This window comes from Simkaniaceae bacterium (assembly GCA_021734805.1).
Classification (GTDB): domain Bacteria; phylum Chlamydiota; class Chlamydiia; order Chlamydiales; family JACRBE01; genus Amphritriteisimkania.
This window is the reverse complement of record JAIPIG010000006.1, coordinates 1-25,943: the sequence shown is the minus strand read 5'-3', so window position 1 is coordinate 25,943 and position 25,943 is coordinate 1. Positions and strand designations below refer to the sequence as shown.

The 25,943-nt window shown below is 42.4% G+C and carries 20 protein-coding genes and 1 tRNA gene; 14 read left to right on the top strand and 7 right to left on the bottom strand.

What is annotated here, in order from left to right:
- Positions 1 to 107 precede the first annotated feature (107 nt).
- From K9M07_01980 to mutL, 4 genes are all read right to left on the bottom strand, one after another.
- Positions 108 to 1,397 carry an ATP-binding protein gene (locus K9M07_01980; GenBank protein ID MCF7851990.1) on the bottom strand — a complete coding sequence of 430 codons (1,290 nt, stop codon included), beginning with the start codon at positions 1,395 to 1,397 and terminating at the stop codon, positions 108 to 110.
- Positions 1,398 to 1,570: 173 nt separating this feature from the next.
- Positions 1,571 to 3,904, bottom strand: coding sequence for an adenylate/guanylate cyclase domain-containing protein (locus tag K9M07_01975; GenBank protein ID MCF7851989.1), 2,334 nt, complete (start codon positions 3,902 to 3,904; stop codon positions 1,571 to 1,573).
- A gap of 51 nt (positions 3,905 to 3,955) precedes the next feature.
- Complete coding sequence (locus K9M07_01970) at positions 3,956 to 4,999, bottom strand: aminopeptidase P family protein (protein MCF7851988.1); 1,044 nt, start codon at positions 4,997 to 4,999, stop codon at positions 3,956 to 3,958.
- Positions 4,981 to 6,741, bottom strand: coding sequence for a DNA mismatch repair endonuclease MutL (gene mutL, locus K9M07_01965; protein MCF7851987.1), 1,761 nt, complete (start codon positions 6,739 to 6,741; stop codon positions 4,981 to 4,983). The genes K9M07_01970 and mutL overlap by 19 nt, the downstream gene beginning before the upstream one ends.
- A 94-nt stretch (positions 6,742 to 6,835) precedes the next feature.
- On the opposite strand from mutL, the gene K9M07_01960 reads away from it, so the two are divergent.
- The gene (locus K9M07_01960; protein ID MCF7851986.1) at positions 6,836 to 8,554 is read left to right on the top strand and encodes a M3 family oligoendopeptidase; all 1,719 of its coding nucleotides are present in this window, start codon (positions 6,836 to 6,838) and stop codon (positions 8,552 to 8,554) included.
- Positions 8,551 to 10,611 carry a S46 family peptidase gene (locus K9M07_01955; protein ID MCF7851985.1) on the top strand — a complete coding sequence of 687 codons (2,061 nt, stop codon included), beginning with the start codon at positions 8,551 to 8,553 and terminating at the stop codon, positions 10,609 to 10,611. The genes K9M07_01960 and K9M07_01955 overlap by 4 nt, the downstream gene beginning before the upstream one ends.
- Before the next feature lie 184 nt (positions 10,612 to 10,795).
- Here K9M07_01955 and K9M07_01950 read toward each other — a convergent pair whose 3' ends face one another.
- Positions 10,796 to 12,151 (bottom strand): hypothetical protein, encoded by a 1,356-nt coding sequence (locus K9M07_01950; GenBank protein ID MCF7851984.1) that lies wholly within the window; start codon positions 12,149 to 12,151, stop codon positions 10,796 to 10,798.
- Positions 12,152 to 12,570: 419 nt separating this feature from the next.
- Here K9M07_01950 and K9M07_01945 point away from each other — a divergent pair, with 419 nt between their 5' ends.
- Together K9M07_01945 and K9M07_01940 are read left to right on the top strand one after the other, a co-directional pair.
- Entirely contained in the window at positions 12,571 to 13,134 is a 564-nt protein-coding gene (locus K9M07_01945) for a hypothetical protein (protein ID MCF7851983.1), read from the top strand.
- 167 nt (positions 13,135 to 13,301) lie between these two features.
- Positions 13,302 to 13,487: a transposase gene (locus tag K9M07_01940; protein MCF7851982.1), complete on the top strand. Its 186-nt coding sequence runs from the start codon at positions 13,302 to 13,304 to the stop codon at positions 13,485 to 13,487.
- 184 nt (positions 13,488 to 13,671) lie between these two features.
- Here the strand turns inward: K9M07_01940 and ispG are convergent, their stop codons facing one another.
- Entirely contained in the window at positions 13,672 to 15,495 is a 1,824-nt protein-coding gene (gene ispG / locus K9M07_01935) for a (E)-4-hydroxy-3-methylbut-2-enyl-diphosphate synthase (GenBank protein ID MCF7851981.1), read from the bottom strand.
- Positions 15,496 to 15,670: 175 nt separating this feature from the next.
- Here ispG and K9M07_01930 point away from each other — a divergent pair, with 175 nt between their 5' ends.
- From K9M07_01930 to mnmG, 7 genes are all read left to right on the top strand, one after another.
- Positions 15,671 to 16,507 carry a hypothetical protein gene (locus K9M07_01930; protein MCF7851980.1) on the top strand — a complete coding sequence of 279 codons (837 nt, stop codon included), beginning with the start codon at positions 15,671 to 15,673 and terminating at the stop codon, positions 16,505 to 16,507.
- Positions 16,508 to 16,629: 122 nt separating this feature from the next.
- Positions 16,630 to 16,715 (top strand) — tRNA-Ser (locus K9M07_01925).
- Between the two features lie 139 nt (positions 16,716 to 16,854).
- Positions 16,855 to 18,306, top strand: a complete 1,452-nt coding sequence (gene dnaB / locus K9M07_01920) for a replicative DNA helicase (protein ID MCF7851979.1) — start codon at positions 16,855 to 16,857, stop codon at positions 18,304 to 18,306.
- Positions 18,307 to 18,444: 138 nt separating this feature from the next.
- Positions 18,445 to 19,794 (top strand): putative DNA binding domain-containing protein, encoded by a 1,350-nt coding sequence (locus K9M07_01915; protein ID MCF7851978.1) that lies wholly within the window; start codon positions 18,445 to 18,447, stop codon positions 19,792 to 19,794.
- Positions 19,795 to 20,116: 322 nt separating this feature from the next.
- Complete coding sequence (locus K9M07_01910; GenBank protein ID MCF7851977.1) at positions 20,117 to 20,407, top strand: hypothetical protein; 291 nt, start codon at positions 20,117 to 20,119, stop codon at positions 20,405 to 20,407.
- A 285-nt stretch (positions 20,408 to 20,692) separates the two neighbouring features.
- A complete protein-coding gene (locus K9M07_01905; protein ID MCF7851976.1) occupies positions 20,693 to 20,782 on the top strand; it encodes an AURKAIP1/COX24 domain-containing protein in 90 nt (29 codons plus the stop codon).
- Between the two features lie 137 nt (positions 20,783 to 20,919).
- Positions 20,920 to 22,749: a tRNA uridine-5-carboxymethylaminomethyl(34) synthesis enzyme MnmG gene (mnmG, locus tag K9M07_01900; GenBank protein ID MCF7851975.1), complete on the top strand. Its 1,830-nt coding sequence runs from the start codon at positions 20,920 to 20,922 to the stop codon at positions 22,747 to 22,749.
- Here the strand turns inward: mnmG and K9M07_01895 are convergent.
- A complete protein-coding gene (locus K9M07_01895; GenBank protein MCF7851974.1) occupies positions 22,681 to 23,409 on the bottom strand; it encodes a hypothetical protein in 729 nt (242 codons plus the stop codon). The two genes, mnmG and K9M07_01895, sit on opposite strands and share 69 nt — an antisense overlap.
- A 57-nt stretch (positions 23,410 to 23,466) precedes the next feature.
- Between K9M07_01895 and K9M07_01890 the strand changes: the two genes are divergently transcribed.
- The 3 genes from K9M07_01890 to K9M07_01880 all read left to right on the top strand — a co-directional run bounded on the left by K9M07_01890 (position 23,467) and on the right by K9M07_01880 (position 25,818).
- Positions 23,467 to 24,435, top strand: a complete 969-nt coding sequence (locus K9M07_01890) for a diguanylate cyclase (GenBank protein ID MCF7851973.1) — start codon at positions 23,467 to 23,469, stop codon at positions 24,433 to 24,435.
- Position 24,436: 1 nt separating this feature from the next.
- Positions 24,437 to 24,838 (top strand): hypothetical protein, encoded by a 402-nt coding sequence (locus K9M07_01885; protein ID MCF7851972.1) that lies wholly within the window; start codon positions 24,437 to 24,439, stop codon positions 24,836 to 24,838.
- Between the two features lie 134 nt (positions 24,839 to 24,972).
- Positions 24,973 to 25,818 carry an outer membrane beta-barrel protein gene (locus K9M07_01880; GenBank protein ID MCF7851971.1) on the top strand — a complete coding sequence of 282 codons (846 nt, stop codon included), beginning with the start codon at positions 24,973 to 24,975 and terminating at the stop codon, positions 25,816 to 25,818.
- Positions 25,819 to 25,943 lie beyond the last annotated feature (125 nt).

Genomic DNA, 25,943 nt, shown 5'->3' with positions numbered 1-25,943 from the left:
TATTAGAAGACTGAGCGCTTCCATGTTAAAAAACACTAAACCTTATCAATCTTATTATTAGATGATTGTATACCGCTCGTGATTCAAGAGTTGTTTTTTTGTCGCCATCAGATTGGCGCAAGATGAGTGGTGTAAGCTAGAAACGTCATGATAAATGCCGTTCCGTGATTCTTTTTAGATGTCACGCAGATTTCTCCATGGTGCTTCTCGATAATTGAGTGAACAATCGATAGACCGAGTCCGGTTCCCCCCAGTTTGCGAGAACGGTCTTTATTCACGCGATAAAACCGATCAAAAATATGGTTGAGATCGTCTTGTTCTATTCCAATCCCTCGATCCTGAATAGTCAGCGTCACTTTGGCCTCTTCTCTTTTAATTGTAACCGTAATATGCGCCGGTTTCAAAGAGTAGCGAATGGCATTTTCAAATAAATTCATGATCGCCTGCTCAAATAGATCGGGATCGGCTTCGATGAGAATTTCATCTTCATTTTGCAGCGTTTCAATACACACCTCGGGATGAATTGCCAAAATCGAATAGCTGCAACTTTCAATAAGGGAAGCGAGATCACAAGGGCGAAAAGAGAACTTTTTGCTATGGTCGAGGTCCGCTAAAAGAAGTAAATTCTTAACCAAGGCATTCATCCTTTCACAACTACGTATAATTTTATCCGTAATATCTTCGAGCATCGATTCGGAAACGGTAGGTAAATCCTTTAATGTTTCCGCAAAGCCCTTAATAATTGTGACGGGCGTTCTTAACTCATGCGACGCATTGGCAATAAAATCTTTCCCCATTTGAGAAATTTTATTGTTATTAGAAATATCTTGCATAATCAAAAGAATACGCGGCGGGCTCATGATCGGAGAAGCCGTGAGAGCCATTTGTTTCTTTTGATCCACATCAACCGTATCTTTTAACACACACCCCGCATCAAGCGCTTTGTGAATCAGGAAAAGAGCTTTTTTAATAATGGTGTGATTTTGCACAGAGGTATAGTTCAATAAATCTTTTTGACTCTCTTCAAATTTAACCTCCAATAGCAACTCAGCCATTTTATTCCATATGACGATGTTGCCATCAAAGTCAAAGACTATAATTGCCTCATCAAAGACATTGAGAATATGGAATAATCTTTGATGATCGATCAGCAAGACATTAGAATCGTCCCCTTTTTCCTCTTTTGAAGGCGTTTGCAATAGCAAATAGCAAATGACATTAATAGCGATAAAAAAGAGGGTAATTAAGAGAAAGCAAATCAGTTCAATATTGAGAAAAGCATATCGAACGGCTCCCTGCAACGAATAATAACTCTCGAGCGAAGCGAGCAATAAAATGATCAGCGCTAAAAAATAGCATATCGTTGTCACAACAAAAAACTTAGTTTTGAGTAGCATCGCCTAATATCCTTCCACCACTAACCCGTATTCTTCACTCATTCGGGCCGAATCATCTTCAATGATGAGTCGATATCATACCATTTCCGACGATAAATCCACTATTTTTAATATTTCATTAAGATTTTATAGCGATTTATAGCAAAATGGGGTGATTTTCATGCAATGGCATACTAAGATTGAGCATGAGTGATGAGAAAGACTTCAACGGGTTCGGAAAACCCTTTTAACGACATTTTTTCTAGAGCTTGTGTTTCAAAGCTCTGTTTAACGCCCGGACTCTCAAGCGTGCCGCGTGAGATTAAAATTTCGTGTGGTTTAGCTGCGGAGCAAAGACGCGCCGCTAAATTGACATTGGCGCCGAGAACGGTATAATTAAGGCGATTTTCCGCCCCCATGTTTCCTGCGACGACCAGCCCCGTGTGGATGCCAATCCCCATTTCGACCGGAACAAGATTTTGATTTTTGCGCTCTGCATTCCACTCATCGAGAACCTTTAAAATTTCAAAAGCACAAATAACCGCTTTTTTTGCCCCTTCTTCATCATTGATTGGAGCTCCAAATAGAGCCATCACTTCATCGCCGACAAATTTGTCAATCACCCCACTGTGTTGATCAATCGCATGTGAAATCTTGGTCATGCACGTGTTCAGCATATTAATCACATCATGAGGCTCCATATTCTCGGACATCTTAGTAAAATTGCGAATATCGGCAAACATGACGGTGACATTCTTCTCTTCTCCCCCGAGATGAATGGTCCCCGTTAAAATCTCTTTGGCAATTTCAGGAGAGACAACTTTATTAAGAACCCCCTGCACCTTATCTTTTTCCTTTAGTCCATCAATCATCTCATCAAAAACACGATAGAGCGTATGCACCTCATCTTTAGAGTCCCCTTTGAGCGTTGGAAGATGCACTTCACTCAAATGCCCATGTCTTAATACGCGGCAGGCATTGGCCAAATGAGAAATGGGATCCGTCATGTGCTTTGCAATTTTATTGAGAAAGAAAAAGACGAGAATCAATGCAATAAAGGCAATCACTTGCATTTGATGGCTAATTTTATGAATTAAGTTTTTGGCACTTTTTTGAATCGACATTGCCAATGAAAATTCGCGGTATTGAGGGGTCAATAAATAAAAATCGATATCCAATTCAGAATAGGGTGTGATTTTCATAAAGAAATAATCACCCCCTTCAAATGGAATAAAACCTGTTGTTTTGCCCTTTAATTCGTCAAAGGGAAGGTTTAATTTGGGGCCAATCAATTCTATCCCCTGGCGACTAAACCCCTTAATCACATGATTTGAAGAGCAGAAATAAATATCGGCCGCTGTAGCCAGCGCAATATTCTTTACTAAAGACTGAGCATCAATTGCTACGGATAATGAGCTGTTCAAATCAGGATTTTGTGTTGATTCCAGCCTCATCGTACGGCCAAAAAATATCCTCCCTTCACCATCACTCGAAACCGTCTTTGGGAATTCGGTTTGTCCATCTCCATGTAAAAAAATCGAGGTGCGGGTGAGCGTGCTCCTCATTGAATCGCTGAACACGTCTTGATTGAGAACGGCATAGCCACAGGATCCATTGGACTGAATCTGCACCATTCCCTTTGGGAAAAGGGCTTCCATCGGATCATCGCCGAGTAAATTCGTAGACAAAAATAGCGCCATATCTCTCACAATGGCAATCTCTAAATATCTGAGCATGTAGCGATCGATATTGTTAAATTGCTTATCTTGACTCAATAAAGTTTGGCATTCTTTATCTTGTATTTGATCCCCCTTCTCGCCATTAAAAAGGCGGCCCGCTATCAGCGCTTGCTTGGTTTGGCGCAAGTGGTTGATCAGCTCCTCAAGGCCACGCTTCATATAGGGGACACTTTGCATCTCTGTTTTTTTCACCATAGCATCCATATCGAGCTGCCTGATTTGCTCAGGTGTAAAGAGGAAAAATCGACCTCCCACATTATCTTGATCCATGGGCATGAATGAAAGTGTGTAGGGAATAGCGAGATAAATAGATGGTGGGGATGGATCATTTTGAATCGCAACTACTGAAAAATTCTCACTCTTTTCGAGTTCCACCCCAATGGTTGGCTTGAGTGGATCAACCGTAATCAGAGAGGCAATGCCCGATGCGCTTTTGTTTTCAATCCAATCGAGCCATTTATTTTGATTCAGTAAGGAGGCTGCAGCAAACCATGTCTGATTGAGCCGACCATCTTGTAAGGGGAGAAAATGGCGATATAAGAGCGGCGCTTGTTTGACTTGGTTTAAAATGACATAGAGGCGATCAAAGCAATCATCAATTTCACTTTGAATGTAGCTTTGAATTTCAAGCCGTTTTAGCTCTTCATTTTTGATGATTTCCTGATGGATTTCACTGCTTTGAAGCTCCAAACTTCTTGAAGTAATGATTTCTTCCAGAAATTGCGCTGCAACAAACGCGAAAAAAAACAAACCACCGATGAGAACATAAATCTTAGTGCGCAGTTGCATGAACGAGCCCTGTCTATTTCCCCTCTGATTATCACGGATATCAACATTTGTCTATACCGGAAAAAAAAGATGCGCTTTTTCATGATCCATATAAACCATGTTCTCATAGCGCACGCCGCCAATATTGGGTAAATAAATCCCCGGCTCTATCGTGAATACCATCCCCTCTTTGAGCACACCTGCGCTCGATTTTTTGGGTCTTAGAAAGGGAGTCTCATGAACCCACAAGCCAATACCGTGACCAAGGGAGTGGATAAATTGTTTATCATAGCCATAATGGCGAATGACGTCGCGGGCAGCGCGGTCTATATCGGCAATCGGAGTTCCTACTGTGCACGCTTTCAGCGCCTCATCATGCGCCTGCTTTGCAATGCGGTAGAGTTCGGCGATCTTTGAGGGCATTGTATCCAGACAAATCATCCGTGTCATATCGCTACAATAGCCCCGGTATTTAACTCCGAGATCGAGAAGAAGCGGTTCATCTCTCTTCAACCTTCTCTCTTTGGGACGGTGATGGGGAATGGCAGCATGTTCATTGATCGCTACGATGGGGCTAAAAGAGTGCTCTTCTCCCCCCTTTTCTCGCAAAACCCTCTCAAACTCCCTTGCAATGTCAATTTCACTCATTCCCTCTTTGATCCACCGTTTCAAATGCTCATAGGAATCATAAACAATGGTTGCCGCTTGATTGAGTAATTGCCATTCATCAATGGTCTTGATTATGCGCATTTCTTGCAATAACGATGAAGGAACAAGTCGAATACAGCCCGATTCTGCACACTGTTTTTTTAATTCCAGATAGGCTGAATGTGTGATCATATCAGGATCGAATCCAAGCCTTATTTTCTTGGGCGTAGAAAAATGAAAAATCCCTTTTTTCATTTTTTGGACGTTAAGCCACTCAACTCCGTCACATTCGGGAATCGACATTTCGGCAAGATATAGGACATGCTTTTTGGGCGTTATGAGGAGATACCCGTTTGAGAGGGAAACCCCGGTTAAATAAAAGAGATGGGTCTCATCGGTAACGACAAACGCATCGAGCTTCGCTTGAGCTAAGGAGAGAGAGAGTCTTTTTATCCTTTCTTGTGACATGGAAACTCCTCAAAAAACCGGGGGAAATCCTCATGGCGAACAAGGCCAAGCGTAGGTTGTCCGGTTGGGCTTAAAAAGGGCGATGCGCTTTGCATTAATTCAACGAGCGCCATATGAAGATCCGTCTGGATGCGATTGACATAACGGCTTGCGACTTCGGCAATATGTTTTAAACGCATCTCTTCGATCTGTCTGTGTCCGATGGTTTCAATCAAATCAGTGATCAATTTTTGCATATCCTGTTGTTCAAAAAATGCGGTTAAACTTTCAATAATAAAACAATTCTTACCAAAAGAGCGCATCCCAATTCCCAATTTATCCAGCAGAGGCAAAATATCCACTAGCATCATCGATTCATGATGTGAAAATTCAAGAGTGATCGGAAAGAGAAGGGCTTGAATGGGCATTTTCTCTTTTTTCCCTGTCAGTGACTTATACAGCGTATCATAAGCCAAGCGGCGAGCAATGTTTTGATGATCGCAAAAAAGAAGGCCCGGATCAAATGCATGTTTTGAAAATACTTCATTAAAAGCAGGCGTATCCACGATAGATATCCCTCCCCAAGTCATGAGGGGTTTAATCCTCGCCTCCGGTTGAATTGAAAAAAACGAGACTTGTTCGTAGGGCGTTTCTTGAAAAGCCATTTTTTCAAAAGGGGCAAAATCTTGAGGCATATCAATAGGATCAAAGTCGATTTCAATGGATTCATCCATTCCCGGTTTGATCTTTTCATGCTTTGCAAGCGCCTGCAAAGCAGCTCTTTTTAGCCGCATGACAAGCTCTTTTTCATGCGATAGCCTCACTTCTCTTTTTTGAGGATGCACATTCACATCAATATAGCTCGGGTCGACAGTGATCTGTAATACGAAAATCGGATGTTCTCTCGTCTCGAGCCGCGTTGAAAATGCCTCTTGCAATGCACCGGAAATCAAATGAGAGTAGACAGCGCGTTGATTGATGAATAGATATTGCCCCGCTCGGTTGAGCCTTGATTCTGAAGGCAATCCAACCATTCCATAGATCTTGATGAGATCATCTTCATACTCAATCCTACATCCTTTTTCGACATAGTTGGAGGGAAGCACATCGCGAATGCGCAAGGCCAAATGCTCTTCAAATGTCCCATTACGACTTGCAATCGCCGTAATCACCGGTTCGCCATTTGCAATCAGCTTAAACGTGACATTCGGGAAAGCGAGCGAGAGCTTTGTCACTACTTTTGTGATCTCACTCATTGAAGCCGCGACCGATTTTTGAAATTTCTTCCGAGCAGGAACATTGTAAAAAAGAGCCTCAACATCGATTGTGGTCCCCCTTTTGCGCGCGGCTTCCTTCAATTGAATTTGCCCGTCTATGACAATCTGAGTCGCAGGCGCCTCTTCTTTTGCATCTCGGTGTTTAGTCAGAAGTGAAAATCTCGAAATCGAAGCAATGGATGAAAGGGCTTCCCCTCGAAATCCCATGGTTTGAAGCGATGCAAAATCATCAACTCCTTTTAATTTAGAAGTGGCGTGCCTCTCAAAACAGATGAGTGCATCCTCGCGCACCATCCCCTCTCCATCATCGACAATGCGGATGCTTTGATATCCCCCATTTTGCACTTCGATCGTGATATTTAATGCACCTGCATCGATCGCATTTTCAACGAGCTCTTTTACAACACTTGCGGGATTTTCAATCACTTCTCCTGCAGCAATTTTATCAATTGTCGAGGAGGTGAGTCGTTTTATTTTTCCGATCATGAGACTTGTTTCATTAATAGATTTAAATCTTATTTTTTAGTATAAGTATCTACAAATACTACCTAATATTATTTTCTCAATGCAAGGAAATTAAATGCATTTTAAAAACACATGGGACCTATCAATTTTTTTCAATGATACTTCCGTGGAAAATGTTCTTAAATCTCTGATCAAGCAACTGAAGACCTTATCTCATATTTCCGATCTCGAATCCTTTATATTATCACTTCAAGAGGCCGATAAACAGTTTAAGGAATTGCAATCCTATATTTTATGTTTACAATCTGAAAACACTCAAAATAAACAAGCCGACGCCCTCTACTTCATCATGCTCGAAGCGCAGCAACATTTAAATGATGCTTTTAATCAACTCGAGCAGCAGCTAGCCCATACGCCTCTCGAAGAGCTCCTCTCGTCTCCCGCCCTTCAACCCCTCACTTTTTTCTTAAAAGAGAGGCATGCTCTTGCCGCTTTTAAACTCCCTTTTGAATATGAACAGATTATCAATGCCCTTGAACCCGATGGCTTTCACGGCTTTTCAAGCCTGTATGATCATTTGAAAAATCTAATCCGAATCCCTTCATATGAAACAAAGGAACTCTTGTCCTATCCCGAAGCGGAAAATCGCCTTTCCGACCCCAATCGCCTTGTGAGGCAGCACACGCATAGAGCTCTAATGAGCGCCTTCGAAAAATATGAAGATCTTTATGCTGAAGCGCTCAACCACATTAGCGGATTTCGCCTTAAGACCTACGCACTGCGCCACTGGGATCATTTTTTAGATGAGCCGCTGCGCCTCAATCGCCTCTCACACAAAAGTCTAGAGGCTCTCTATACCGCCATCCAATCGATTCAGCCTTCTTTTGAAGACTTTTTTATGACAAAGGCGCAACTTTTAAATATCGATCAAGTCTCTTGGTATGATATTGAAGCCCCTATTAAAGAAAATGAACCCACATATTCTTTTGAGGAAGGAGCTGAGATCATTTTAAAAGCCTTTGGAAGCGTTAGTCCACAATTAAAGCAATTTGCGAAGGGAATGCTAGAGTCGTATTCAATCGATGCACAAGAGCGCCCTCATAAGCGTGCAGGCGGTTTTTGCACATCGTTTCATCAGGCTAAACAAACGCGCATTTTTATGAGCTATCAGGGGACCTTTGTTAATATCATTACCTTAGCTCATGAACTTGGACATGCCTTTCATGCCCATGTCACGTTTGATCTACCACTATTTAATCAAGATTACCCGATGAATCTCGCTGAAATGGCTTCAACGATGTGTGAGCAAATTGTTCTTGATTATTTGATTAAAGAGAGCAGATCCAAGCAAGAGCGCCAAATCCTTCTCGATAAAAGAGTCTCTCGCGATATCTCCTTTCTAACCAACCTCGTGTCCCGGTTTTATTTTGAGTGCGATGTGTATGAAAAAAGACAACAGGGATATCTCGATGCCAATACGCTGAGCGACATGATGCTACAGGCACAAAAAAAAGCATTTAATCATGGTCTTGATGAATACTGCCCCCATTTTTGGGCTTCGAAACTCCACTTTTATTTCACTGATATCCCCTTTTATAATTTTCCTTATACCTTTGGATTTTTGTTTAGTCTAAGCACCTATTTAATTTTGATGAAAGATCCCTCTACTTTTGAATCGCGCTACATTGACCTGCTTCGCGATACGGGGATCATGACAAGCGAAGAGCTCGCGCAAAAACATCTCCATCTTGATCTCTTTAAAGAGACTTTTTACCAACCTGCTCTTTGCGCTATTCAAAATAACATTCAAGAATATAAAGAAGGGGCCTTATGAAACGATCACTACTTCCTATCCTCTCTCTCTTTTCCTCATTGATATCTAGTCACGCCGATGAAGGGATGTGGACTTTTGATCAATTACCCCTTACACAAATCAAAATGCGCTATCAAGTCGATCTGACAGAGCAGTGGATTGAGCATGTACAACAATCCTCCCTACGCATCAGTTTAGGCGGATCGGCCTCCTTTGTTTCTCCCAATGGATTAGTGATGACAAATCACCATGTCGGATCAAAAGCTATTTACAATTTATCACAAGAAGATTGCAACCTAATAGAAGAGGGATTTTATGCAAAAAGCCATGCTGAAGAATTGAAATGCCCCAATGTGTATATCGATCAACTCATTGCCATTCACGATATCACAGGAAAAGTCAATGCAGCGTTGACTCCTTCAATGAGTTATGCCGATAAGGAGGTGAAGCGCAAAGAGCTCCTCGCTCAGCTCAAAGAAAAAGCTCAGACAAAAACAGGTCTCCAAGTCCAAGTCGTCACTCTCTATCAAGGGGGAAAATACCAACTCTATTTTTATAAGCGCTTTACGGACGTGCGCCTCGTGATGGCTCCTGAAAAGGCCATTGCTTATTTTGGGGGCGATATTGAAAATTTTGAGTTTCCCCGCTACGACATGGATTTTTGCTTTTTCAGGGTTTATGAAAATGAAAAGCCCCTATCGACATCAAATTACTTTAAATGGAGCCCCTGTGGCCCTACTGCGGGTGAGCCCCTATTTGTGATTGGCAATCCCGGAAGCACGCGGCGTATCTTTACCGTTGCACATAAAAAATTTATGCGTGATGAATCACTCCCCCTTGCCTTGCACTTCATCGATAAAAGACTACAAAGTTTAAATCAATATGCCGCCATTGATGAAGAACATCAACGCCAAGCAGAACAAATGATTTTTTCATTGAAAAATGCCCAGAAGGTCTTAACTGCCGAAAGCAAAGGCCTCAATGAAACCCCGATCCTACAAAAAAAAGAAGCTGAAGAAAACGAGCTTCTCTCTTCTTTAAATAGTGAAGAAAAACAACCATGGGAACAAATCAACGCGGCTTTGATCCAAGTCAAACCCCTCTATCCCCAATACTTTTATTTGGAAGGGATCAATATGCGCCTCTCACAAGCTTATTCGCAAGCGCGTACTCTAGTGAGACTAAGCGAAGAGTATGGCAAGCCCAATGATCAACGCCTTCCCGAATATCAAGAAACCGAACGGCCTACGATTGAGCGCTCTATCCTTTCAACTGAGCCCTATTATCCCGATCTCGAAGCGATGCTTCTGGCTGAAAGTTTAAATGATTTACAACAACAACTTGGCGACAACGACCCTACTATCCGCTCAATTCTAGGGAATGAAACCCCCGAACAAAAAGCCAAGGAAATCATCGATCACTCACAAATTGGGTCGATAGAATTCCGAAAACAGCTCCTTGAAAACCCCTCTTTAGTCGCAACAAGCAGTGATCCGATGATTGTCTTGGCGCGCACGCTTGATCCTCATGCACGTGCAGTGCGCTTAAGTTATGAAAATCAGTTCGACAGCATCAAACAAGAAAGTTATGCCCAAATCACACAGATTCTCTATGAGCGCTATGGCGATCGACTCTATCCCGATGCAACATTCACACTCCGCCTCTCTTATGGGCAGATGAAGGGATATGATGAAAAGGGGTGCTGGATCCAACCGACAACCCACCTCAAAGGCCTCTTTGCCGAAAGTGCGCTGCATTGCAATATGCCCCCCTATCGCCTTCCCGATCGCTGGTCCAATCTCGAAAAAAAACTCAACCGGAGCGCCTTTGTTAATTTTGTTTCAACCAATGATATCATTGGTGGTAATTCGGGAAGCCCTATCATTAACCAAAAAGCAGAAATAGTCGGACTCATTTTCGACGGCAATAAAGACTCTCTTCTATGGGATCTGGAATACTCCGATGAAACAGGCCGCGCCGTGAGCGTCCACTCGCTGGGGATCCTGTACGCACTCGAACACGTCTATCATGCGAAGAGCCTCGTTAAAGAGATTGATGCTGCACGCTCAAAACAATAACGCGATGGCACACTAACCGGCATTTACAAATGGTATAACCTGAACTTTGACTTTGCTGTAACGTTACATATGATACCTTCAGATCTAACCCAACTGATGAGCTATATCGGCTAAGATCATTGATTTTATTTCTTCGTCAGAGATCGAATGGGCAATTTCAAGCGCTCGTGCCGTCTCTTTCGCTTCAACATATAATTGGGCTATAGCCACTAAGCAAAGATGATTTGCATCTGCTGCCGTCGTCAGCAATCGAATCGGCCACCGCAAAGGCTTGCGCTAGAACCATACGAGCTCGCTCTAGATCTTTGGCTTCAATATATACCCGGGCTATACAGTTAAGGGTCGATGATTTTAAATATGCGTCGGCTATCGAATCGACAATTTCAAGAGCTCGATCTAACAGCATATAAACTCTCTCTAAATTTCCGGTGCAAATATATGCTCGGGCTATAGCGCTAATGACCTCTGACTTTGAAGCTGCGCTAGAAATCAAATCAGCAATTTCAAGCGATTTCTCTAAATCTCTTATTTCAATATATCTGCGGGCTACACAAGTAAAGGAACATGATTTTTTGTCCGAATCAGAAATGGAATCGACAATTTCAAGCACTTCTTCTATACGCATACGAACTCGTGCTTGATCCCATGTTTTATAGTACTCTGCTAGGGCCAGATTTAAAAGAGTGGATGTTTTTTCAGCCGGATCAGAAATCGAATCGGTAATTATCGCAAGAGCTTTCTCTAAATCTCCGGCTTCAATATATGCTTGGACTATATCCCGAAAGGCCAGTGTTTTTACGAGTGGACCGGAAATCGAATCGGTAATTATCGCAAGGGCTCCCTTTAGATCTCCGGCTTTAGTATATGGGGAAACTATACTCCGAAGAATCCCACCTTTTAGAGGGTCACTATCATGAATCGAATCGGCAATCTTAAGAGCTTGTCGCAAATCACCTGCTTCAATATATGCTTGAGCTATATCGCAATAAATCTCCGCTTTTAGACGTTCATGCTCATGAGGAATCAAATTGGCAACTTCAAGGGATCTCCTTACCCTCCCTGCCCGGATATATTGTTTGGCTATAGTACAAAGCTCGACCGTTTGCAATCCCTTATATCTAAGGCTTGTTATTATGTCTTGAAATAGGTGGGGAAATTCTTCAATTACCTTATATAATGATATTTTAGCTTCATCATTAAGAGAGCTCAAAATACCATGCATTGCTTTTTTATGCTCCATGGTCCTTTTAAAAGGCTGTTCCGTATCGTTCGCAATTCCCCGAAATTTTACTCGATCCTCAGGAGATATTTTATCTCCAAAGCACTTGATAATAGCTTCTATGAACCTCTTCCTTGAATTTGTTAAACACTGAATTGAATATGTGTTCCATCGCTTACTGACTATGCCGAGCCGGCCGAGATCAGAAAGAGGTAAAAATTCACAGATATTGCTTTTAACTCTATCTGATACCATGCCGAATGCATCTTCAGCCAATGCAACATGAACCATTTCCGGCGGACTAATTGGAAAAACTGCCATCATCACCCCTCAATTTAACATGTATACCGCTCGTCATTCAAGGGTTGTTTTTTTGTCGCCGGCATCCCAGCTCGGTCGATTTACCTCACCTCTGCCTATTGTCAATAGCGCGCCCTTTCAGGTAGAAGGACCTTCGGCCCGATCGACCATCGCTATAGCCGGCTTCTAAAAATTCCAACTCTTGAATCACTCCCGGTATATTAAAATACTAAAATCTTTTAATAAGAAATTATTATTATAATAACATTAACATCTGTCAGAAAACAATAATCCCTAACAGTATACCAAATTGCAGCCATTCCCACTAGAAAAACTATAACCACCTGCATGTATACCGAAATGAGTTGAAAAATTGGGGTTTTAGAAAAACTCTGTTTTTTGTATGCTGCTTTCGTGTTTTTCTCAAAAAGGATGTTGATATGCGCCTAGAAATTGACTGCAGCTGGAATGGCAGCGCCGCAAGTGCGAAGCATATCATCCGCTTTGATCACGCTCCGAAAAGCCTTTTCAATATGCAAGAGGAGGAGATTATCTCTCTTCAGATGAAGATGAAACAGCTTGCCGAAGTGGGCCCCAGCTATCTCGAGGCCTTTGAGGGGGCATGTATGGGGCATCCCAAAAGCCTTTACGCCGGCTACCTCCTCAATCAGGTCTACCAGTTTTTCCAATTGCATGATGAGTCGCTCGAATGGATCCATGCCCTATTTAAAAAATTCCCAGGCCAACTCATTTCCCGTTGTTTAATTGCTAGCATCCATCTCAAAGATGGAGATACTGAGGCATTCTGCCGCGATTTAGAGAATCGACAGGTGTTAAGAGCGCTTTTCCCGGAGAGAAAACAGTTTTTTTTCGAAGAAGCGCTTCTCTTCCATGGGTTGTGGGCAAAGGTTTTCCATCTACAAGGGGATGGCATTCAAAGCACCAAGCATCAAAAACTGTGCGGATATATTGCCCATAGCTTTCAGCTTTTACATGTCTCTTGAACCTATCTCACTAAAATTACCTGCGTATTTCTTGATGATTTTCAACTTAAATCTAAGTGACTGTCTACGAAAATTTTAATTTGATATACTTGTTAGTCTCAAAAGGAGGTTGATACTATGCAAGTTAAAAAACGTAAGGCCTACACAAGTGACCTGTCGGACGAGGAGTGGAACAGAATCAATCACCTAATAAAGCAGGGGATGCTTATTACGGTCCAAAGGCCCATACGAAGTTTTCTAGGCGAGAGATGTTGAATGCGATGTTTTACATTTTGCGCACGGGGTGTCAGTGGAGAGATATGCCGAATGACCTCCCTCCCTGGAAAGCAGTATATGCCCAATTCATGAGATGAAAGGAGAAGAATTTGTTCAGAGAGATACATAATTATCTACGAAGGACCTTACGAGAAGCTTTGGGGAAAAGCGCAGATGCCTCGGTGGGCATAGCAGATAGTCAAAGTGTAAAAACAGTCGAAAAAAGAGCGCTGTGGATATGACGGGGATCTGATGGTGGGGATCTTTTAGTTTGGTGTAACGTTACATATGAGAAACAATAGAGCCCGCAACCTGTTGTGGCTCGATCCATTTTCCATGGGCACGGATGAGATCGATGAGTTTATGGTCAGCTTCAGCGTGATCGATGTTGCGCTCAACGCATGTCTTTCCCACATAGAGATCGATTTTACCCGGCCTAGAACCGACATATCCAAAATCAGCATCAGCCATCTCACCCGGACCATTGACAATGCACCCCATGATCGCGATTTTAACTCCGGGCAAATGGCTTGTGCGATCACGAATACGCGCAGCGACATCCTGTAGGTTGAAAAGAGTGCGCCCGCAACTTGGGCATGAAATAAATTCCGTTTTGACAGTGCGCAGGCGCGATGCTTGCAAAATATTAAAACTAAGCTGACGCCACTGCATTAAAGAGCCGGTGCCGCGTAAAACAATACCATCTCCAAGACCGTCACACAAAAGCGAGCCGCATTCAGCAGAAGCTCTCATCACAATATCCTCCCACTCTCCCTCATAATGGAAATGGAGTAGAACGGGAACTTGACAGTGATTGAGTTGTAACCAATCAAAAAATTGCCGTGCAAAAAAGAGTCGATTTTCAACCGGTGGAGCGAGCAATATTCCCTTCAAGGGCAGCTTTAATAACAAATCCCAATGCCGACCATCTTCTACGCGCACATATTCGGTTAATGGATCAAGTGCGCTAAATTGTTCCTTCAAATTGAGTTCATTTAAAGAGGGCAAAAAGCAAAGTGTGGGTAGGGCGCTTCTTAAAGTGTCATCAATCACAAAATCAACATTTGCAATCTGTTCGTCATCCATCGAGCGCATCTCTGTCAAATCAAGCCCCACACTTGCCTGTGGATGTAGAATGGATCCTTTTGGGATCGTGGAGTGGCGTTTCTCATAGACAAATGGATTGCGATGCTTTTCTATAAAAGGGACCCCTTGCATGTGTTGGTACTTCTCTGCAAGGTCTTTGAGTCGCCGGCATGGATCGATCTCATGCTCGGGCTCTTCCGTGAGGGAAACACGGATCGTATCACCAAGGCCATCGAGGAGTAATGAACCGATTCCAATCGCTGATTTGACTCGCCCATCTTCACCTTCGCCCGCTTCCGTTACCCCCAGATGCAGCGGATAATCCCAATTGAGCTTGATCATTTCAGCAACTAATAGGCGATATGCTTGAATCATCACGAGGGGACTTGATGCCTTCATTGAAAAAATCAGCTCATGAAACTCATATTTGCGTGCAATATGCGCATACTCCAAGGCCGACTCAACCATCCCTTGAGGCGTATCTCCATAGCGATTCATAATTCGATCGGAAAGCGAGCCGTGGTTACATCCAATGCGCATCGCTCTTTTTAATGCTTTGCACTTCAAAACAAGAGGGGCAAACTTCTCTTCGATGCGATCTAACTCTTCTCGATAACTCTTGTCGGTATAGTCAATGTGTTTAAATGTAGCTCGCTTGTCCACAAAATTGCCGGGATTAATCCGCACCTTGTCGACAAAATCGGCCACAATCATGGCTGCAGGGGGATAAAAATGAATATCAGCGACGAGAGGAATATCGAGGTTGCGCTTCAGCAATTGATTCTTAATTTCTTCGCAGGCAAAAGCCTCTTTTTTCCCTTGAACGGTCAAGCGCATAATTTCGCACCCGCTATCGTATAACCGAATGATCTGATCTACGCTCAGAGCGACATCATCGGTTGGCGTGGTTGTCATGGATTGAATGCGGATAGGATGAGAGCCCCCGACAATCACTGATCCCACAGCGACCTCTCGAGTGATTCTCCGACGACAGGCTGATGTTGATTCCGAATACCTCATAATATAGTTAGAATAATCAAATCTATCTACAAAGTAAAGGAAAACTACACAACATCTTTAAAAACCATTAACATAATTAATTTTGTAAATATTTCTTTTTAATATTTCATTTATTTTAATCAACTGCATTGATAAAAAAAAGAAAATACGACAGTTTAATTAGGTTGACAAGGCGATGAAAACACTATTTTACTTGATGACACTTCTTGTTCTTTCTATAGGAGCTTGGTGGGGAGATCGTACTCACCCGGAATATCGAGCTAAAGTCATCGACTTCTTTAGCCCCGATAATTTCAATACACTCGAAGTAAAATATACCGCCGAACAGCTGATGGACACTCAGATGTTTGCTCTTCTCAAATCCGATGAGCACCGTTATCTCGATCCCGAAACCAAATACTATCCTTACCTCCTCATGGAAGTTAAATATCCCGTTGACGAGAGAACAACCAACGAAGGGGTGATTCTCTGGGATATGATTGACGGAGAAATGGTGATCAATGAACAAAACTGGGAAAAAACATCGGGCTTTGGCGATTGCATCAAAGCAAAAGTCGATAAAAGCGAATTCAAAATTATTAATTTGCTCGCGCAACGCGGCGGCAATATGGATCGCGATACCCTCTCTAAATATTTGCGCGTTGAAAATGAAATTCTCGATGGGTGGATTGAGAGTTGTCGACAAAAAAAACTCATCGTTCAATCGGGGAATGACTACCGACTGCACATGCAAACGCCCCGCCTGCATGTGATTCCCGAAACCCATGTGAGCGATAAACTTGTGACTAAAACATTTCGCAAGGGAGGACGAATCCCTAGACGTTTCTCCCCTGCGCAAATCAAACGCATTTCCGAAGCTGCTTTTGGAAGTGACTTTGTCGTGCGCAAAGCAACCAAAGTTTTTCTTCCCGTTTGCACCATCAGTGTTGAAAATCCCGACGGTTCCATGCACACCAGTTATTGGAATACCCTCAATGGGAAAGAACTCTCTTTTTATACCCTATTTGAGTAACTCACCTCCCGCAAATAAAAATACAAGTTGCAGACTATCTACCGGATTGTTAAAATCCTTTGAGCATACAACTTAGAGGCTATCTCCTAAGTACCCGGATTATGTTTATAGCATAAAATCATGGAAAGATGGCTGAGTGGCCTAAGGCACGTCCCTGCTAAGGACGAGTACTCTCTGGGTACCGAGGGTTCAAATCCCTCTCTTTCCGAAATGTAGAGCCTCGAGATTTTCTCGAGGCTCTTTTTGTCCAACAGCAATGCGAAAAACAGCTTCGTATTTGAGTATTGTATTTTTCTCGCACTTACATTACCTTCTGATAAGGAAATTCCCATTATTATTTTGCCATTATGACTGAAGAAACCGATAAAAAAGTCCTTAAAAAAATTAAAATCGCCCCCAATTCCAAAGAATCTGAAATGATGGTTTTGGGCTGTATGCTAACAAGCGTAAACAGCCTCAATATCGCTGCCGACTCCCTCTCTCATAAAGACTTTTACTACTATGAGCATCAAACCATCTTCAGCTGTTTGCACAATGCCTATAAAAGCGACCGCTCTGCGGACGTTCACCTCATTTGCGAAGAACTCAGGCGCATCGAGAAGCTTGAAGAAGTAGGCGGTCCTCTTTACGTCACGACACTCGCCCAATATGCCGGAACATCTGCTTATATCGAAGAATATATCGAAATTGTCAAAAACAAGTCGCTTCTGCGCAAAATGATTGAAGCGGCACAAGGTATTGAAAAAAAATCTTTTGATGAACCAAAAGATGTCTCTTCTCTTCTTGACGAAGCACAAAACACCCTTTTTGTGATTAGTCAAGATGCCAATCAAAAAGAAGGGCTCTTGATCAAAGACCTTTTGGACGGGAAAAGCAGCAAGGAAAAGCTCCCCTATCTCAAAGAACTTCAAGCAAGGCAAGAAAACTATTACAATCGTGAACCGGGCGAAACACCGGTAACAGGCCTTCCCACCCATTTCAAAGATCTCGACACCATGATTAATGGACTGAACCCGGCGAACTTGGTGATTATTGCAGGGAGACCTTCAATGGGAAAAACGGCGCTTGCGATCAACATGGTTGAACGCATCGCAATCAAAAATAACGAAGCAGTTGCCATCTTCTCACTTGAAATGACATCGGAAGAACTCATTCACCGAATGATCTGTTCACAAGCCGAAGTCGAGTCGGATAGAATCAGAACCGGCTCTCTTGATGGAATGGAGTATCAACGCATCGTTGAAGCGGTTAATAATCTTAAAAAACAAAAAATTATTATTGACGATCAACCGGGGCTCAAAATCACGGATTTACGCGCTCGCGCTCGACGATTAAAAGAAATTTATGACGTCAAATTGCTCGTGATCGATTATATGCAGCTTTTATCAGGGGCAAAAACCTATTATAATCCCGAAAATCGCCAGAGTGAAATCTCCGAAATTTCAAGGATGCTCAAAACCCTTGCTCGAGAACTCAATATCCCCATTATTTGCGGCTCTCAGCTTTCGAGGAAGGTCGAAGAAAGAGCGGGACACCGGCCTATGCTCAGTGACTTGAGAGAATCGGGCTCGATCGAGCAAGATGCCGATATTGTGATGCTCCTCTTTAGACCCGAATACTATAATCCTCAACACAAGCCGGGGCTTGCCGAGATTATCGTGGCTAAAAACCGGCATGGTAAAGTGGGCAGCGTCAACCTCACCTATCGCAAATCATTGGCCCAATTTCAAAATTATACCCCTATTGAACCTGAAGAGCCCAACACAAGCGCATCATCCTTTGCCGCCTTTTCCCCTTAAAATAAAGCCATTTTCTTGCTTAACCAAATATTTTTTACATCATATTCCATTGAATATCAGCTATTTACGAATACTATGCAATTTTCGATTGCACAGTATTGCACAGTAAATTGCACAGCTGTGCTATCATAGCCGCATATGATTGAGCAGCTACTAGCCGAAAACGAAGGCAAAACAATTGAATTCAAAGAGACGGCCCGTTCTTTAGGCGGGATTATGAAGACGGTGGTCGCTTTTGCAAATAGCGCTGGAGGCATCATTGTCATTGGGGTAAAAGATAAAACCAAAGAGCTGGTAGGGCTCCCCCAGATTCTGTCTGAAGAAGAACGGCTTGCAAATGCGATTACAGATAGCGTCCTTCCTCTCCTTACTCCCGATATCGAAATTCAGTCTATTCGGAATAAGGAGTTGCTGATTATCCGAGTTGCTCACAGCATAGGCCCCTATTATTTGAAATCTGAAGGACCTGAACGGGGCGTCTATGTGCGATTTGGGTCTACAAATCGCTCAGTTGATGCTGAGATGCTTGATTCATTGCGTCTTTTAGCCAAAAAGGTCTCTTATGATGAGCTTCCCCACCCGAAAGGAAAACTAGACACAGAAGTTATAAAAGATGTTTTTGAGTGGGTAGGGAAACGGCCAACAGCTACAGCACTGGAAAATTTGGGAGTAGAAACTTCTAGCAGTGGGAAAAAATACCCAAGTAATGGGGGAGTGCTTTTATTTGGAATCAATCGGATGCAGCTTTTCCCTGATTCACTAGTGCGATGCGCCCGTTTTGCCGGCTCCAATCGAGAGAAGATCTTGGATCAGGCCGATATCAATGCCCCTCTTCCCTTAGCAGCAGATCTTATCATAGCTTTCATTGAGCGAAACATTTCAAAAGAAGGTCGAATTGGGCGCATGCAGCGCGAAGACATTCCCCAATACCCTTCCGTAGCGATCCGGGAAGCTGTGATGAACGCTTTGCTTCATTCAGACTATGCTATGACCGGATGCCATATTCAAATTGCTATTTTTGATGATCGCATAGAATTTACAAATCCTGGAGGGCTTCCATTCGGACAAACAATTGAAAAGGCTCTTGCCGGGTCTTCAAGAATTAGAAATCGTGTTATTGCTCGTGTTTTTCGGGAGTTGCATCTCATAGAACAGTGGGGATCTGGGTTTCGACGTATTGTGGAAGCGTGTCGAGGGCAAGGGCTTAAACCTCCTCTTATGGAAGAACTAAACAACCAGTTCAGACTCGTTCTTTACTCTGAACAAATCGAAGAAATGATCGTATTGCCATGGATACAAAAACTCCTCGAATATCTAAAAAAAGAAAGCGAGATCAGTGCAAAAACGGCTATGAAACTCTGGGAGGTCTCCTCTCGAACGGCTAGGAGTCGTTTAAAACGGCTTCAAGAACAAGGGATTATTGTTCGTATTGGTACATCAGAAAGCGATCCGAGCGCCTCTTACATATTAGCAAAACGATCTTCATAATATATGTTTGATCCACTGTCCTGCCATATCGCTACCCTGTGATAATGGTATGTAGGCTCTGAGTAACATCGGATGAAGAGTTAGAATTCATAAGAGCACTCTTTTGGTTTAGAAGGAGGGGATTTTACCAAATTGTCGCTTTATTTAAAGCGCTTAAATGTTCTCCAAAGCATTTTGGCCTATCTGAATAATTGGCCAGCGCAGTGATCAGTTATTCTTGACTACAAGAGGAACGCCATAAGGGCGCAGAGCATTTACATGTATGGCTGGACGAACTAGAATCGGCGATTAATTTTTTAGAAATATCCTTATTGGTTTTGTGATGTTTGAGGCAATTATTTTAACGCGATTTAATAACTCTTTAAAAAAAGAGCCGTTGGATATCGGTCTGCTAGTAGAGTGCATGTTATTCTATGGGACAACAACAGTAGTACCTGATTTTCAGATTTTAGATCAGCTGTACCATTACTTTGGAGGTGAGAGACTTCTTCAACTGGTGCAGAAAAAATATTTGCAAGTAGTTTATTTAGAACACCCGATAGGTGTCTTTACTAATAAAGAAAATTCAGTTCAATCCGATAAGCACTCCATCCACCACCTCAGAGAAAATTAAGTCGACCATCGCTATAGCCGGCTTCTAAAAATTCTAACTCTTGAATCACTCCCGATATACCTTGGAATATGGGACTCACCTTTTTAAATAAAGTTTAATATATTCTGTAGTCTACCGACTATCATTTTCAATTGTTCAAACATCTTATCACTGATATATGGAATCTGCACAACCCTCAGGGGTCAACTTTTACCTGATCTTCCCTGCTACGGCAAACATGTCTTTACATTTTCTCCCTCAGAGGGTATGATGTGGCATCGTTTTATTTCAAAATGAGTAGAAAACATGGCATCAGTAAAGAAAAAGCGTCGCTTGAAGATCAACAAGCACAAGCGCAAAAAACGTAGAAGACGTGATCGTCACAAGAAAAAATAAGGCTTAGCCCTTCTTTCCCGACTTTGTGAAAAATGCGGGTTAGGAAAGACGCTGCTTTGCAGCGTTTTCCCTAAAGCATTTTTGATCCCTAATTCTCTTCAAAATTTAATTTGCTTCGACTACCCCTATAAGAAACAATGTGGACTTATCCCGAAAGTTATGATGTGATTGTCATTGGAGCCGGTCATGCCGGTGCGGAAGCGGCACATGCTGCTGCAAAAATGGGGGCAAAAACACTTCTTCTCACAATGACTCTCGATACGATCGGCAAAATGAGCTGTAATCCTGCTATCGGTGGAACTGCCAAGGGGCATATTGTCAGAGAAATCGATGCCTTGGGGGGCATCATGGGAAAAATTGCTGATCGCACGGGCATTCAACAACGGATGCTTAATCGCAGTAAGGGCCCTGCCGTCTGGTCTCCCCGTTCTCAGTCAGATCGAGCCCGCTATCATATTGAAATGAAACATTTCCTTGAAAACACCCCTAATCTATATATTAAGCAAGCAACCATTGAATCTCTTCACGTTGAAGACCAACGAGTTACGGGAGTTGTAACCCAGGAGAACATCCTATATAAGGGAAGCGCTGTGATCATTTCATCGGGGACCTTTATGCGGGGGCTTATCCATATTGGCGATGTCAATTATGCCGGAGGAAGGGCAGGGGATAAACCTTCTGTCGGACTATCCAAAAGCCTACAAGACTTAAACTTCACCCTAGGTCGCCTCAAAACAGGGACTCCTCCTAGAATTAACAGCCGCAGTATCGACTATTCGTCATTAGAAGAACAACCCGGGGAAGACGATGTCCGGTTTTCTTATGATGAGAAAGAGCCTAAACTTCCCCAAATCTCTTGCCATATCACCTATACGACACCTAAAACCAAAGAGATTATCCAAGCCAATTTACACCGCTCGGCAATGTATTCGGGGAAAATCCAATCGATTGGCCCTCGCTATTGCCCATCCATCGAAGATAAGATCGTCCGTTTTGCAGATAAAGAGCGCCATCAGATCTTTTTAGAGCCGGAAGGCCTTCTCACGAACGAAGTCTATGTCAATGGCATTTCATCTTCTTTGCCTTTCGATGTCCAACTCGAAATGATCCACTCCATTATAGGACTTGAAAACGCTGAAATTATGCGTCCCGCTTATGCGATCGAATACGATATGATCACAAGTGGACAATTGCGCCCTACGCTTGAAACGAAACGCATTGAACACCTCTATCTCGCCGGACAGATCAATGGGACGACGGGATACGAAGAAGCCGCAGCTCAAGGTCTCATTGCTGCGATTAATGCCGTTCAAAAGTTGCGAGGCCTCCCTCCATTCATCTTAAAACGTTCTGATGCCTATATTGGCGTGATGATTGAAGAAATTATTTCAAAACAGATCGAAGAACCCTACCGCATGTTCACCTCAAGAGCTGAACACCGCCTTCTTCTTCGACAAGACAATGCCGATTTGCGTTTGCGCAAAATGGGATATGAGCTAGGCCTTATTTCTGAAGAGCAATACCAACGCGTCTCAGTTAAAGCAAAAGCCATTGAAGAAATGCGCGCACTTTTCCATAAAACGATTAAAGAATTTGAGGGGCGCAATGTCTCACTCGCTCAACTGATGCGACGACCTGATATGAGCTATCAAGATCTTTTAACTCATTTTCCCCTATTTGTTAAAGACTACGGAAATGAAATCAACCGCCAAATTGAACTCGAGCTTAAATACGAGGGCTATATCGAGAGACAAAAAAAAGACATCGAAAAACTCGAAACGCTCGATCAGATCAACATTCCCACTCATGTTGACTACCGACAAATTGAGGGACTCAGGCGCGAAGCGCAAGAAAAATTGCAGCGCTTCACCCCTCACAATCTGGGCCAAGCTTCACGCCTAGCGGGTGTTTCCGTCGCTGATATTTCCGTCTTGCAAGTTTTCCTCAAGCGGCATCAACACCTCTGACGTTTTTTTTGTTAATCCATAAACTGTTTCGAGTGTCATCATTAAATCATCGTAATAGCTTTCAAAATGCTCCTCAGCCGGATTGAAAATAAAATCATGCTCAAATTGTTGAGCACGTTCATAGGAAAGGCGCACTTCTTTAAAGACTTGTTTTTGATTTTTAGAATTCATCCTATAATGCTCAAAATTTTCTACGTCCTCTTCTTGAGGGGTAATTAAAACATTAAATACCTGGAATCCCAATATCTGCATATGTTTGCGGAAGACAGGAATAATATATCCCAAATCCCCATCGATAATGAATAACTTGTTATGCAAGTTTTTTGTTAATAATCGACGAATAACATCTCCATAAAACCGATGAATCGCCCTCAATCCCATCATAAAACGTTGATCGGGATTTTTATTGTATTTCTTAAAGAGCTCGACCACCTCTTTCTCATTTAGGTAAATCCCATTCAGATCTCGCCTTAAGCATTGTGCTATTTTTGTTCGATCCTGTCCGGGCATTGAAGTAAATATCATGACAACCCCCGGATTGACAATATCAAGTTTGGGGCAATGAGAAACAAATTCTTCCACCATGGGATTTGCCATGAGGGGATAGTGCGCCAAGACTAAAAATAGCGCTAATATGAAACTTTTACCTAATCTTTGCATGACCTTCGCTCTACTTTTTGCTTCAATAAAAATACTTTTTTTTCTAATGAAGTAATTATGCAAATAATTCAAGATTTCACTCCACCACTTATTTTAATCTTCACGCGCGCCTCTCTTCACGTTCAATTTTTAAGAGAATGCCTGCGCAAAGGCAAGCAATACGATCTTGTCGAAGCAACAAGCGATCAAGCCTGCTTGGAGATGCTCTCTAATCTCAGCGTCAACTTTCTGATTTTTGATGAACGCCTTGTCAGTGAAGAACTCGAAGTTTTTTTGAAATCCATCAAAGAAATCTCCGGATATGAAAAATTGCCGATTTTAATGATTAGCCGTAATTTGAAAAAACCTTTCGTAGACCAAGTCAAAAAATTCGGAGTGAGCGCGATCCTGCGTGAACCATTAGATGAAAATGAAATCCTGACCTCTTTAAAAAAATGCGACCCCAAAAAGCAAATTGAAAGAAAAATTTCTAAAATTGCCGCGCGCATCCCTTCCCCGGAACAAGATCCCGAACTTGACTTCAAACACCGCTATCTGCTCAATGACAAAGCTGCTAAAAAAATTCATGCTATTTTGAAAGAGAAACAATCGATTTCACTGCTCATGCTTGAACTCGATCAATTCCATGAGATCCTAAAATCGATGCAAGAAGGGATATCGAGTTCAATCTTAGATCAGGTGGACAAAAAAATTGAATCGGTACTGCGCTCCCAAGATATGATGATCTCCCTCGGCGGAGGTAAATATATGATTATTTTACCTAAAACATCAAAAGCAGCAGCGACTGTGTTGGCGGAAGATCTCCAATCTCTCATTGAAATGACCCCAATCCAAATTGAAAACGATTTTGTTCATATGTCAATATCCATTGGAATTGCCTCACGACATGTGGATGAAATAGAAGACAGAGCCCAATCAATCCAACAGCTCAACCGACTCGCCAATCTCGCTCGAGGCTATGTGATCGAATCGAAGCATAGCGGCGGACAAATTATAAGCGACACACTTTACGAAAAAGGGATTTAAAATGCGTCAACCATTCGCAATCATTTTGACACTTTTCTCAACAGGAATTTTTGCCGCCCCAACGGCCATTGACGGGATTACACCCCAACTTAAAAAAGAATTTGATGAAAAAGCGGCGATGATGGGAGCCCAACAATCAAGTGGCAAGACAGGTCTTCAAGAAGTGATGATCATCGACCCTCAAATGCGGGCCAAAGATTTCAAAACGGCTTATGACATTTTAAGCACACAAAATATGAAAGAACATGTCACATTTTATCTCTCTGATAAAACAGTTCTTTCCGGTATCATCGGAGTCGATGTTCTCCCGGGAGGAACTATGATGAGCTTTAAATTGAACACGACCCAGGGGATTAAATACAAAGTGATTCCAATTGAACAAATTTCGTCGGTTGGGAAATAATAAATGGACTATGTGGTTTGCCCGGCATAGCTCGTATTCTATCGTGATTATTTTTCGGTTTTATAGGAGTTCCCCGGTAAGCCAACAATGATTTAACAATATTGCTTATCTATCAAAAAATTGAGAATAATAGTATGAATAAGCTCTGTTATTTAGCTCTTGTAGCTTTTTTACTTTCACAAAACATTGTAAATGCAGCACCCGCCTCCCAAGAAAATACGGTAGAGTTGAGCCAACAACCGTCTTCAAATTGGTCTGGATTCTATCTAGGAATTAATTCTGGATATACTTGGGGAAATGCTCATGCAAAAACTACTGCTTCTAACCCACCCTCATCAGGATATTTTACACAAGCTGATATCCAATCCATTAATGCAAATGGCAACTTTCATCTCCATCCTCAAGGCTATGTAGGTGGAGCGCAAGTTGGTTATAACAAATGTTTTACAAATGCAATCACATTAGGGATTGAAACTGATTTTAACGCATTCTTACTCAGTACATCTAAAAGTGTTTCTGCATTTTACCCTGAGGCAGGCGCAGGAGAATACACTTTAACTCAAAAGGTAAGCACAGATTGGCTCTACACGTTAAGACCTCGGATCGGTTATGCCTATAAAAAAGCATTTGCCTTTTTAACAGGAGGACTCGCACTTACAAATTTAAAATACACCCAAGTATTTTTTGATAATTCTCTCTCAGCTCAGGGCTACTCTCCTAGCCTTGATGCTTATACAACCGCTTCAACAAATAAAGTCTCTGCTGGGTGGGCTATAGGAGCCGGAGTAGAATATCTATTATGTAAACGACTCTCCATTTGTCTCTCCTATTTGTATGCCTCATTCAATTCCCTTTCCAACTCTGATAATATCCGACTCGATTTTCAAAGCACAATCTATAGAAGCTCATTGAATAACTCCGCAAATTTAAATACAAATATTGTTCGTGTGGGGTTGAATTGGAAACTATACCGGGAGTGATTCAAGAGTTGGAATTTTTAGAAGCCGGCGCACCGATGGTCGATCGGGCCGAAGGCCCTTTACCGAACCGACGCGCTATTGACAATAGGCAGAGGTGAGGTAAATCGACCAAGCGGGGATGCCGG